Raw genomic sequence first — 12892 nt, 5'->3', positions numbered from 1 at the left:
ACTCTGATTAACTTCAACTTATTCAAGCCATATTTATCAAAGGTTCAACCATGGGGGATTTAGCGTCGAATAATTTAATTTATTTATGTTAGGCGCTATTTAGATGTAGGCCAAGTGGAGATGATCAAAGGGCTGGTACTCTTGTGTGTTGTTTCTTGCCAGACCGCCTCGGTTACAAAGGGCATAAAAGGATGAAGCAGTTTCATGCTGTTAAGAAATACATGTTTTAAAACAATTAATCCAACCCGCTTATTGTTTCCTTTTCTTAACTTAACATCTTCAATGTAATTTGAAGCAACTTCATTCCATATGTAATGATAGATTGCTTCGGAAGCATCGGAAAAACGATATTTGTTAAGCGAAGAATCAACTTTGTTGATTGTCTCATCGAGGAGTTTAAGAATATTTCTGTCGTTAATGTTTAACTGCTCATCAGAAGCGGGACTTGAAGCAAGATCGTCAAATTCTTCGATGTCTTCGTTTTCGAATTCTTCAAACAACATATTCATAAATCGGGCGATATTCCAAATTTTGTTTGCAAAGTTTCTGTACGATTTGACTTTGTCGTGTGGAAAATTAAAATCTTTGCCATTTGCTGTTCCGGCAATAAGTCCCATGCGAAGTGCATCCACACCGTATTCTTTGATGTATTCATCCGGATTAATGTTGTTTCCTAAGCTTTTGCTCATTTTTCGTCCATCTATTGCACGAACCATTCCGTGAAGATAAACGTTTTTGAAAGGTACATCGTTTGCTAAATATAATCCGAACATAATCATTCGGGATATCCAAAGTCGGAGTATTTCCCAACCTGTTTCGAGAACTGCTGTGGGGTAAAAATACTTAAAATCCAAAGATTCTGGATATCCTAGTGTAACGAGTGGCCACTGACCAGACGAAAACCATGTGTCAAAAGTGTCGGTTTCAGGCAAATAATTTTCTCCGGGTTGATCGCTGGAAATAACATATTTGCTGTCTTTGGTTGCAACAAGTGTTTGAAGACCGTTTTTAATTTCACCAAGCGCGTGATCCTTTAATATCTCGCTAAGTTTGCCGGTTATAACGTTTCTTTTCTCTGTAAGAAATGTAATTACTAAATTTGGATTTTGTGACACCTCGTACCACACTGGTATTCTAATTCCCCAAACTACTTGCCGGGAAATAGGCCAATCATGCATGGTTTCCATCCATCTGTGATATTTAATTTCCTGCCATTTTGGGTAGATAGTGACTCTGCCGTCTTTAACGGCTTCGTGTGCAGGTTTTTTAAGACTGTCGACTTTAACAAACCAATTGGGTATTATCATTGGTTCAATTTGGTGTTTACCTTTGCACAAAGCGACGGTGTTGACATAATTTTCATCTATCTTGTCAATTTTTCCACTTTTTATTAGTTGTTCTACTACTTTTTCTCGAGCTTGTTTAATATACAATCCTTCAAATTCACGCGCGTTGCTATTCATTTTCCCATCCATCCCAAAAACCTGAATTATTGGAAGGTTGATTTTTTTGGCCACCTCGTAATCATTTTTGTCGTGCGCTGGCGTTAACTTGACGATTCCGGTTCCAAATTTTGGATCTACAAATTCATCGGCAACAATATCCATCACATTTTCGGTGAGAGGATTTAGGACTTTTTTGCCAATCAATTCTGTTTTGGTTGTATCGCTGGGATTAATTGCCACATGAGTATCTACGTAAATCGTTTCTGGGCGAGTAGTGGCGATTACAATATAAGCCTTTTTCTGATAAGTGATATCAACGAGTTGATATTTAACGTAGTACAAAGGCGAAATTTTAGTTTTATGTGACACCTCAGCGTCTGCAAACGTCGTTCCGCAAAAGGTGCAGTAGTTGACCATGTAGTCGTCTTTGTAAATTAAGCCGTCATTGTGAAGTTTACTAAAGGTTTCATAAACAGTCCGTATAACCTTATCGTCCAAGGTGAAGGTATACCTATTCCAATCAACACTTGCACCCATTTCTTTGATTTGATTTTCTATTAAGTGTTTGTTTCCTTGTACAAATTCCCAAATCATATTGTACAAAGTTTGTCTGTCGTAGTTTAGGCGTGAATCACCTTTTTCAGCCAGTTGTTTCTCAAAAGTAATTTGTGTTTCAAATCCTGCATGGTCTGTTCCAGGGATCCAAAGTGCGGCGTAACCCTGCATACGCTTCCACCTGATAAGTAAGTCTTCAATTGCAATCATAAGAACGTTGCCTGTATGCATTTTTCCACTAGCGTTGGGCGGTGGAAGAAGAATTGTATATGGCTTTTTATTAAGATCAATTTCGGCCTTAAAATATCCACCATCTTCCCACATCTTATAGATTTTCTTTTCATAATCACAATGATTATATTGTTTTTCCATACATTTATATTAACTTTTTAATCATAAAAAAACACGCCAATCTCAGCGTGTTGCGGATCCCGTTTCCGGGACAGGTACCACCTCAACTATTACTTAATTTTGCAGATTACGGCTTGCATCCGTGTAACTTAAGTTTCTTGTCAGCTACAGGCTAATTTGGGGACTAACCAAATTTAAAGCGCCTTAATTAGTCAATTATATCTTATTGTTAAGTATTTATAAACCCAAGATATACTTTACTTGTTTATTGGTTATGGGCCCTTCCCTTAACATTTCGTAAGGCATTTTGGTTACATCAACTATAGTAGACGGTGGGTTGTGGGGAAGAAATCCGGCATCAAGAATTAGATCAACTTTATTTAGATCTAAAACCTTCATGACCTCCTCAAAGGAATATGGGGATGGCTCTCCCGTTCTGTTGGCGGATGGGGTGGTGTATGGGAAATCTACCAATTTTGACAACTTGCTTGTTAAGTGACTATTTGGAATGCGGACACCAAGTGTCGAAAGTCCACCTGTTAAAATATCCAAAACATTTGGTTTTTTGTTTAAAATCATCGTAAGCGGACCTGGAAGAAATTTATCAAATAATGTTTTGGCGAGGCTGTTGGGGTAAGCTAAATCTTCAATCATTTTCCAATCTCTAACCACCACATGTGTCGGCTTAGTAACATCTCTGCCTTTTATATCATAAAGTTTATTAACGGCATGTATATTAAAAGCGTTTACACCGATACCATAACACGTATCGGTTGGATAAACGACAACACCTCCATTAGTTAAAACCGACACGGCTTTGTTGATAGCATCATTGCTTAATGAAGTGAAATCAATTTTTAATATCATATTTAGACTACATCTAATTCTGGATCAGCAATAACGTTTTTCCATGATACAACGTTTTGGAAATGATAAGCACACGCTGCTATTGCAGCTGCATTATCGGTGCAGAATTTCGGAAGGGGTACGAAAAAATCAATCCTTTTTTTCGCTAGTGTTTTTTTAAAACGAGCAACCAGATGTTCATTTGCGGCAACTCCACCGCCTAATAAAAAGGTATTTATATGGTAATAATCAAGTGCTTTGATGGATTTATCAACTAAACAATCAACGATCGCTTCTTGGATTTCGGCACTTAGCATGCCAACGTTGTCATTGACATTTTTCATCGATTTTACTTTGTTTAAGACTGACGTTTTCAGACCCGAGAAACTGAAATCAAAGTCGGGTGAGTCTATCATTGGTCGTGGAAACATCTTTAGATCCGCATCAATCACTTCACTGTGAGCTTCGCGATAAGTGCTTGCTTTACTAGCTATCGATGGACCCCCAGGATAGGGAAGCGTAAGAAGTCTTGCTGTTTTATCAAAGGCTTCACCGGCGGCATCGTCTCTGGTGCCACCGATACGCTTGAGTGTTTTGTTTTTATCAAGTAGAACGAGTTCGGTGTGTCCTCCGCTTACAATTAGTGAAATGGCCGGTAAATTAATGGATTCACTATTTTCTAAATAATTTGCAAAAATATGAGCGATTAAATGATTAACGGGAATTAGAGGTTTTTTCCAAAGGAAAGAAAGTGTTTTGGCGACCTCTACGCCAACCAACAATGAACCGATTAACCCTGGTCCGTAGGTGACTGCAATAGCATCAATATCTGGAGGATTTGTATTGGGTCGGTAGTTTAATCCATTAAACAACGCCTCGTTGATAACCGGAAGAATATATTCAACCTGTTTTCTGGCGGCACTTTCAGGAATAATTCCGCCCGTTGTTGCATGAATATTTATGGAACTTGCAATTACATTAGAAATAATCTTGCTACCGTTTTCAACAAGCGCTGCACCGGTTTCGTCGCAACTGGTTTCGATACCAAGTATTCTCATGGTGATATTGTATCAAAATTCAATTAAAGGAATTGGCAAAATATCGTACCATCACTTCCCTGTTTGGTAAAATCACGTGGTTTGTCGCGTGGATGGAGAATAATTTCGATATCGACGACGTAAAAAAAGTTCCCACAGACCAAAGTCCGTTGCATGTCATTTTTCGGTTTCATTTTCCCGACTTACATACCAATAAATAATTGCTACGGTGACAAACAGGATTATCCATCCCAGAAAACCGAGAGCGGCTAAATTGGAATCCAGCCTTTCCTTTTCTTCACCGGCAACATATCCAACAAAAACGAGAATGAAATTCCATGCAAACGACGTAAAAGCTGCATATATGATAAATTTGTTTCGGCTGTATTTTTGCGCTCCACACACATAAGCTACCCAGAAGCGGGTCAAGCTGGCAAGAAGTGATGTTGTTAGAACAGTAGCGCCATGTTTTTCAATTAATCGTTTTGCCTTGGCGGCATTTTTTTCCTGATGAAGAATTTTTGCCAAACGCATACCGCTTTTAGATCCAAGATAATATGCTGTTAATAGAACAGAAAAAAGTCCTAGCCAGCCAGCAATCAAGACACCGCCCAAAGACAGTATGTTACTTTGAGCAAAAAATCCACCAAGAGCTACAAGTACCCCTCCGGGAATTGCCCATCCCAACGGAGATGCTTCAATGTAATTACTGATGAAAACAATAAAGTAACCATGGGTTATGTAAATTACTTCTAAAAATTCCACAGGATGTGTTGCGATGCTGTTCATTAGATTACTGGTCCTGTACCCCGCAAAAATTTTGCCTGCCAGGGTCGGTAGTTGGAAAAAAATGTTTTTTCTTGAAGCACTTCGCCATTTCTTGTTACTTTATAATTAAATTGCACCTTTGCTCCCCAAGCTGCCCAATCAATTTGTTTAACTGTACCTATTGGTAAACCGGGATCGTCTTGAAAAAAATCTTCAGGAGGAGGAGATTGGCTTGTAATGATCGGCTTGGTTAAAGATACGATTCTGCCATCAGAAGTACCGTATATTTCAACATCCAGTGTTGCCAATTTTGGATCAAAAAGTGTTTGGATCAGTATGTGTGAAGGGGTGTCGTTTTGTATTTTTAAATCGGTTGTTGGTGCATATACGGTTGCGTCTAATCCGGGAGCTGAATTTTGCTCGTAATAACTAACACGATAGGAATGCGAACGTCTTTCAACGATTGGTAAACCAGCATTTAGAGCAGCCCTGAAAAGGGTCGTTGAAACTTGACATACTCCACCACCATCTCCTAATACTGTTTTTCCATCCTTGATTACATATGCTTGGAGATAGCCGGTTAAGGTAGAGACATCTCCCAAAATAGCATTAAAAGATAATGTATCACCCGGTGCTACCAGAACACCGTTGAAATTTTTGGCGGCTACACCAATGTTGTGAATTCTTGATGAAATTGACCCGGTAAAAGAAGATTCACCCAACCCTATTCGTTCGTTAATTCCGAGGTTGTTTACATCCCCCGTGTCAATTTCAGGGAGCGTTTTAATCACCGGTATATCAACGACCTTCTTGACAGTGTCGGTGGTTTCAAGTTCCCAAACTGCTGATTCAAGTAAAGTGGCGAAATCATCTTTTACAATAGTAATGCCTTTGGTCGCCGGTTTAAATTCTGTAACTTTGTTGTTTTCAAAGACAAAAACTGGATTAAGAGGGGAGCGTTCAACCTTAATTGCCAAGTCGGAATATACTTTATCCACCTCCTCTTCTTTATATTTGCCCAACGGATCAATTAACAAAAGCAGTTGTGACCCGTCATATGTGAAGTCGGTGTCATCTAAAACAAATGTTAATTGTTTTGAAAAAATGGAATTTCCGCGGTTTTGATAATGTAAGGCTTGATCATCATTTAAGGTTGGGTCAATTTCGGAAACCTGAATTAAGGTATCGGAAAAATTGCCGGTTGAAAGCTTGTCGAGGATGGTTTGTGTTAATTGATTAACATTAATATCGGTTCCTTTTGATCCTTTAGAAATGTCGATTTTTTTGTTTGTTGCAATTAATGAAGGAAAAACCGGTTGCGTCACAATTTCATCAGCGATAACTGATATGTGACTATTAAGGACGGTTTCGTCAATCTTGTAAACCAACTCAATCTCTTTTATTGTATTTAAGCTCTGTATAACTTCGAGAAGATTAGGTTTCGTGGATGACCTGTGAGCTTTATAGGCATTTTCGACGGTTTGGTCGAAATCGTATTCAAGTTTTAAATCGGCAAGAGGTATGCTGTACCTTGTTTCATTGTAAAAAAGACCCATGGTGTCTGGGACACTAACCGAGTTTTTTATGATGTTTTTTGCGGTGTCCACCTTGTGATTTTCAATAACCACCCCCGCTATCCAGATATTTGGATAAATACGTTCCTGATAATAGAGGGTTGCCGATAGAGTGGTTATTACAATGGCGATTAATACACCAAGAAGCGTGGCAAAAAATATTTTTCGTTTGCTTATTTTTTTCGTCATAAAACTTCTACATACGCCTTTAGTATGATAACATTTATTATGTTGGGCTATCATCCAAATTGCATTCAATAATACTAGCTACTGCTAGATTATCTAGGGTGCAAGACCTATGGAAATATTGCCTTGATCATATAAATCAAACATGCAAAATCAAAATACCACTACAGGTCAATCTCAACAGCCTAATTTGTCACAAAATGTTGGCGGTGATCAATCTTTAAATACCGCTAGTACGAATGTGCAACCTCTTTACAAATCCAATATTGATATCAACCCGTCGAATTTATCAAATACAAACATGCAAAAACCCAACGAAACAAAGACCCAAGAGCCCTCTCTTTTTAAAAATAAGGATTTGCTGGGGGTATTTAATTCCGGCTCAACAAGTTCTGCTACTAATAAGACTGATTTGAAAGGCAATAACGCAAACCAAGATTTTGTCGGCAAAAAAAAGAAAAAACCGCCCGTGTTAATTATCTTTGCGATTTTTCTTCTCGTTATAGTCGGGTTATTGTTTGCGATACTATTAACGAAAAACCGAGGAACAGAAGAAACAACCGAACCTACCGATACCGAGGGCGAAATAGTATGGTGGGGCTTGGAAGATGCAAATATCTACAAATCAGTTATTACTAAATTTGAAAGTGAGAACAAAAATACAAAAATTACATATATCCAGCAGTCACCGGATAATTATCGTGAGCGTTTGACAAATTCACTGGCGAAGGGGAGCGGACCGGACGTTTTCGCTTATCACAATAGTTGGGTTCCGATGTTTAGGGGTGAGTTGGATATAATGCCTTCGTTTGTCATGGGCGCGCAAGAATTCGCTGACACATACTATCCAATTATTGCTGCCGACTTGACCCGATCTGACGGTGTTGTTGGACTTCCGCTTGAGTACGATGGGCTTGTTTTATATATGAATGAGGACATATTCGCGTCAGCCGGTAAAAGTCCACCCGTAACATGGGATGAATTTCGAAACTTGGCGAGAGAGTTAACCCAAAAAGATAAACAAGGAAATATTATTCAATCGGGGGTTTCTCTTGGGCCAACTCAAAACATGGATCATTGGCAAGAGTTAATCGCATTCATGATTTTCCAAAACCACGGCACACCGTCAAACCCGGGAAGCAGCGAAGCAAGTGAAGCACTTGCTTATTATATAAAACTGAAAAACGATGGCAATTGGAGTGATTTATTGCCGCAATCAACTGTGGCTTTTGCCAATGGCCAGGTCGCAATGTACTTTGGTACAACAAAAAGCGTAACAGCAATAGTAAAAACCAACCCAGATTTAAATTTCAAATCCATACCGCTACCGCAATTGCGAAGAGACGATCCTCTTGAACCGGATTTGTCTTATGCATCGTATTGGGTACAGGGTGTTTGGAAAAGAAGTCTAAGTAGGGGCGTTGCCTGGAGGTTTCTTGATTTTATTTCTCAACCTGATAACTTAGAAGACGTGAACGATCAAAGTGTTGCAATTAACAAAGTCGGAAAACCGTATCCAATAGTAAATATGGCTCAACTTCTCAAGAATGATATGTTTTCAGCTAACCTTATTAATTTAGCTCCCTTTGCACGAAGTTGGTATTTAGCCGACATGACATACGATGGAAATACGGGGATTAATGCGCAATTTGCCGATTTGTATGAGCCGATTATCAATGACAAGGGATTGAGTAATATGGATACATTTACCGTTAAAGTAAACGACGTATTGGTGAGATTTGGTTTGACAAAATAAGGTATACACAGTATCCTCCAGAGAGTAGGTGTTTGTTTCATACAAAAAGTACTTGACAAAAATAATTTTACTTTTTACAATAGCAGTCGATAGTTAGGAATGCTAACAAAGAAATATGAAAAATAAAAAATTAAATATTCTCCCCGTAGCCGGGCACATCATAATTCAGCCTCTTGAGGCAGAAACAAAAACTTCTTCGGGTATCTACCTTCCTGATAATGCTAACGAGAAACCTCAAAAAGGAAAGGTGTTGGCGGTAGGCGGTGAAGAAATTACAGATTCCGGAACCGTGAGAAAATCACCCGTACAAGTAGGAGACGTGGTTATTTACAAGAAGTGGGGAGGAAATGAAGTTAAAATTGAAGGAACAGAATATTTATTTGCCAAGTTTGATGATATACTGGCGATTGTTAACTAATTACTATGGCTAAACAACTACAATTTTCTGACGAAGCAAGACAGTCCTTGATGAAAGGTATTAACTTAGTCGCTAAAGCAGTCGTTACAACGCTTGGGCCAAAAGGAAGAAATATTGCCATCGACAAAAAATGGGGTTCTCCCAGCATTATTCATGACGGAGTTACCGTTGCCAAAGAGATTGAATTACAAGATCCCTTTGAAAACATGGGAGCGCAGTTGGTTAAAGCAGCAGCCGAAAAAACCAATGACATTGCGGGTGATGGTACTACCACAGCAACACTTCTTGCACAACAAATGACTCAAGCCGGTATGAAAAACATCACAGCTGGTGCGAATCCTATGATGGTGAAAAAGGGTATGGAAAAAGCAGTTGCCTTGGTTTTGGAAGAACTGGAAAAGATGGCAAAACCACTTAAAGGCAAAGAAGAAATAGCTCAAGTAGCCACAATTTCTGCAGGTGATGAATTAATTGGTGCAAAAATTGCCGAAGCGCTTGAAAAAGTTGGCCGAGATGGAGTTGTTACCGTAGAGGAAGGGAAAGGTTTTACTATAGATATAGAGTACAAAGAAGGTATGGAATTTGACAGAGGATATGCCTCACTCTACTTTGTTACCAATTCGGAGAAAATGGAGGCAGAAGTTGAAGATGCATATATTCTTTTGACCGACAAAAAGATATCTTCAGTTCAAGAAATGCTTCCGTTTTTGGAAAAATTTGTAAAAGTAAGCAAAAACTTGGTTATTATAGCGGACGATGTCGATGGTGAAGCACTTGCTACTCTTGTTGTTAATAAACTTAAAGGCATGTTTAACGTTCTCGTTGTTAAGGCTCCCGGGTTTGGTGATAGGCGAAAAGCGATGCTTGAAGATATCGCTATTTTAACCGGCGGAAAAGTTATTTCGGAAGATACCGGTGCCAGTTTTGAAAACATTGAGCTTTCTGATTTGGGAAGAGCTGATAAAGTGTGGTCAGACAAAGACAAGACTCAAATTGTTGGCGGTAAAGGACAGGCTTCTGATCTTAAGGCACGAGTTAATATGTTAAAAAGCCAGATTGAGGCTAGTGACTCAGACTTTGATCGTGAGAAACTTGAAGAGCGCCTAGCAAAGCTGGCAGGAGGAGTCGCTGTAATAAATGTTGGTGCGGCAACGGAAGTTGAATTAAACGACAAAAAAGAAAGAGTTAAAGATGCTGTTGGTGCAACCAAAGCTGCAATCGAAGCAGGAATTGTGCCTGGTGGAGGAGTAGCCTTGCTTAAAGCCCGTAAAGCACTTAAGAAACTTAAAGATGACTCAAAGGCCAGTGGAGACGAGGCAACAGGTATTAATATTGTTTTTGACGCTCTTGATTCCCCGGTTCGTTATCTTGCAATTAATTCCGGAGAAGGCGGAGAAGGATATCACATAATAAAGGCTATCGAAGAATCTTCTATTATTGATTATGGATATAATGCACTAGATGGTTCTATGGGTTCGGTGATGAAAAAAGGAATATTAGACCCAGTGAAGGTAACTCGTTCGGCTCTTATTAATGCCGCCTCGGTAGCAATGATGGTTCTGACAACCGAAGGATTGATTACGGATATCCCCGAGAAAGAGCCACAATCGCCAGCCGGAGGAATGCCCGGTGGTGGAATGATGGGTATGTAAGATTCTCCAAACTTCGCTTCTTAAGATATTATCGATAGAGAGTTTCTCTGTTGTAATAACTGAATCAATGGTCACTTTATTCTCGTTAAGTCTAAAACCACTGATTTCAACCAGTAGTTTTAGGTCGAATCCTTATTGAGAAGACGGATACTACCGACTTTTGTCGACAGGGGACGTCATTCAGATTATTGTAAACCAGGTAGTAAACCGAGAGGATTTGTCGGTTTACCGTTTATATGGATCTCAAGATGCAAATGATCACCCGATGACCGACCGGTTGACCCCATTGTACCGATTGGATCGTTAAAATCAACGAACGTACCCACCTTAACAAAAATATGTGACAAATGAGCATATAACGACGTGGTTGTGTCGTTATGTCTTATGTATGCCGCATTTCCATAGCCAATATTTGAGTAGTTTATTTCTTCCACATATCCCGACATAATTGGGTAGATAATATCACCTGTATTTCCGTCAAAATCTATACCAGGATGGTAAATTTTATAACCTTGTGAAATATTAATCGATCTCACGGGGTATTGAATTTTTTTATTCGTAGTTATGACCAAGGGACTACTGGTGTGGATGATTTCTCCTTCGTTTGTTATTTCACCCGAAGCTCCGACGAGGAAGGGTTGATTGGTTTGTGGAATGTAATTTGCCGCAATAATCATTATTGCTAAATTTGTTGCAAAGATTTTTTTAATCTGTATGCGTTCGAGGATATATCTAAGATATCGTGATACCTTGCTCCCTTTTCGTACACTAGAAATCATACCCGGGTTGGGAAAAAGGGCTTTGATTGCCACCTTGTTAGTATAAACAAGGTGGTGTAATTGAGGCAGAATCAGCCTTTTTTGTTTCATATTACCCAAATTTACGTAAAGGGTGAACGCTGTGTATCAAGTAAACGCAGTATGTACTTTGTTCAGGACAAATCTTGAGACACAAAAAATCTCGCTTAGATGCGAGATTGTCTGTATTCTAGCCGAAAAATAGCCAAAAAGCAAGTTTTTAAGATAGAGGTGTTAGTTGAAGATGAAAAAACAATACTATTAGTAGCCGCAATCGAAATTTGGGTTATTTTAAGGATGTAATCTTATGTTTAACGACTTAGTCAAGGTAATGAACTCTTGCATAATTTGCATCTTTTCAATTTCATTTGCCTTGCGGGGTTGTCCGTAGTTTTCGATAATTATCGGATGAAAATCAATATCCAGCGTTTCATTGTTGTAAATGAAAACGCGGGCAGATAAACCATATGATGTTTTACGAGACCACATCTGATCAAAGACAAAATTGCCAAGTGAATAGAAAATTGGTTTTGTGTTGTATATTTCCAGTGGTTGAATCCAGTGGGGGTGATTGCCGACAATTAAATCTGCACCATTATCAATTGCTGTGTGTGCAAGCTCAATTTGACGCTGTGTTGGTGTTTCTTGGTATTCGTTACCCCAATGAAACGACACAACTACAAAATCTGCCTCATCTTTAGCGCGAGAGATTTTATTCTTAACATTTTCATTTGTTACCTCTTCGACTAGGTTTGTGTGGGGTGGAATGTCATTAAATCCTAAAAATGCAATAACCGTGTCCTTTCGTGTTATAAATGCAGGTTTTTCCATTCCCGATATGGCAATATTTGCATCCATTAGTACCTCTTGTGTTCGTTTGAAACCCGTTTTGCCCTGATCGGATATATGGTTATTTGCAATATTTGCCACATCCACTCCAAAGTCTGAAATTCCCGTAACCAGTTTTTCGTCGGCGCAAAACCGCATTCCGGTATTTGTGCGTTCGCATTTTGAATTAAAAGGGCTTTCAAGATTAATAAGAGTTATATCACCAAAGTTTGTTAGATTGCTAATATTGCGAAATGCCCATTGATAATCGTTTTTTGATATAGAATTGCTGTTTATTGATCGGCCGAGCATAATATCGCCTGTTATAAATATCGATATCACTTCCTCGCTAGTTTCATCAGTTAACTCAGTTGTATTATCAAATATTCTGCTGTAATTTATGGGTGATGGTATGCTTTTTGTTAGTTGTTTGGTAGTTGGTTTATTTTCTCCATTTCTAATCGGAAAAATCGTTTTAATACTTGAGGCAAGATAAAGAAAAAGCGTTGCAAGCATAAAAGAAAAGATAAGAAAAAAGTAGTAGGTTTTCATGTGTTCCGAAACATGGAGGCCTGGGTGGGAATCGAACCCACGAATAGGGGATTTGCAGTCCCCTGCCTTCCCACTTGGCTACCAGGCCGAATGCGAACGGTTACATTTTATCATTGGTTAAGAAAAT

11 protein-coding genes and 1 tRNA gene are annotated in these 12892 nt (G+C 38.9%); 3 read left to right on the top strand and 9 right to left on the bottom strand.

What is annotated here, in order from left to right:
* Positions 1-95 precede the first annotated feature (95 nt).
* The 6 genes from IPM62_00315 to IPM62_00290 form a co-directional block, all read right to left on the bottom strand.
* Positions 96-2372, bottom strand: a complete 2277-nt coding sequence (locus tag IPM62_00315) for a valine--tRNA ligase (GenBank protein ID QQS39050.1) — start codon at positions 2370-2372, stop codon at positions 96-98.
* A gap of 216 nt (positions 2373-2588) precedes the next feature.
* Entirely contained in the window at positions 2589-3218 is a 630-nt protein-coding gene (locus IPM62_00310) for a threonylcarbamoyl-AMP synthase (protein QQS39049.1), read from the bottom strand.
* Positions 3219-3220: 2 nt separating this feature from the next.
* Positions 3221-4255, bottom strand: coding sequence for a tRNA (adenosine(37)-N6)-threonylcarbamoyltransferase complex transferase subunit TsaD (tsaD, locus tag IPM62_00305; GenBank protein ID QQS39048.1), 1035 nt, complete (start codon positions 4253-4255; stop codon positions 3221-3223).
* A 23-nt stretch (positions 4256-4278) separates the two neighbouring features.
* Positions 4279-4428 (bottom strand): hypothetical protein, encoded by a 150-nt coding sequence (locus tag IPM62_00300; protein ID QQS39047.1) that lies wholly within the window; start codon positions 4426-4428, stop codon positions 4279-4281.
* Positions 4412-5023: a VTT domain-containing protein gene (locus tag IPM62_00295; GenBank protein ID QQS39046.1), complete on the bottom strand. Its 612-nt coding sequence runs from the start codon at positions 5021-5023 to the stop codon at positions 4412-4414. The genes IPM62_00300 and IPM62_00295 overlap by 17 nt, the downstream gene beginning before the upstream one ends.
* Positions 5023-6765 carry a VanW family protein gene (locus tag IPM62_00290; GenBank protein ID QQS39045.1) on the bottom strand — a complete coding sequence of 581 codons (1743 nt, stop codon included), beginning with the start codon at positions 6763-6765 and terminating at the stop codon, positions 5023-5025. Before IPM62_00290 ends, IPM62_00295 begins: the two co-directional genes overlap by 1 nt.
* A gap of 142 nt (positions 6766-6907) precedes the next feature.
* Here IPM62_00290 and IPM62_00285 point away from each other — a divergent pair, with 142 nt between their 5' ends.
* From IPM62_00285 to groL, 3 genes are all read left to right on the top strand, one after another.
* The gene (locus IPM62_00285; protein QQS39044.1) at positions 6908-8518 is read left to right on the top strand and encodes an extracellular solute-binding protein; all 1611 of its coding nucleotides are present in this window, start codon (positions 6908-6910) and stop codon (positions 8516-8518) included.
* 115 nt (positions 8519-8633) lie between these two features.
* Positions 8634-8936, top strand: a complete 303-nt coding sequence (locus tag IPM62_00280; protein ID QQS39043.1) for a co-chaperone GroES — start codon at positions 8634-8636, stop codon at positions 8934-8936.
* Between the two features lie 5 nt (positions 8937-8941).
* Positions 8942-10588: a chaperonin GroEL gene (gene groL, locus IPM62_00275; GenBank protein QQS39042.1), complete on the top strand. Its 1647-nt coding sequence runs from the start codon at positions 8942-8944 to the stop codon at positions 10586-10588.
* A gap of 185 nt (positions 10589-10773) precedes the next feature.
* Here the strand turns inward: groL and IPM62_00270 are convergent, their stop codons facing one another.
* The 3 genes from IPM62_00270 to IPM62_00260 form a co-directional block, all read right to left on the bottom strand.
* Entirely contained in the window at positions 10774-11457 is a 684-nt protein-coding gene (locus IPM62_00270) for a M23 family metallopeptidase (GenBank protein ID QQS39041.1), read from the bottom strand.
* Between the two features lie 219 nt (positions 11458-11676).
* Entirely contained in the window at positions 11677-12765 is a 1089-nt protein-coding gene (locus tag IPM62_00265) for a CapA family protein (GenBank protein QQS39040.1), read from the bottom strand.
* Positions 12766-12778: 13 nt separating this feature from the next.
* Positions 12779-12853 (bottom strand) — tRNA-Cys (locus tag IPM62_00260).
* Between the last annotated feature and the right edge of the window lie 39 nt (positions 12854-12892).

The sequence above is a fragment of the Candidatus Woesebacteria bacterium genome, assembly GCA_016700095.1.
Classification (GTDB): domain Bacteria; phylum Patescibacteriota; class Microgenomatia; order UBA8517; family UBA8517.
Note: the sequence above shows the minus strand (reverse complement) of the source record. Positions and strands in the feature narration are given on the sequence as shown.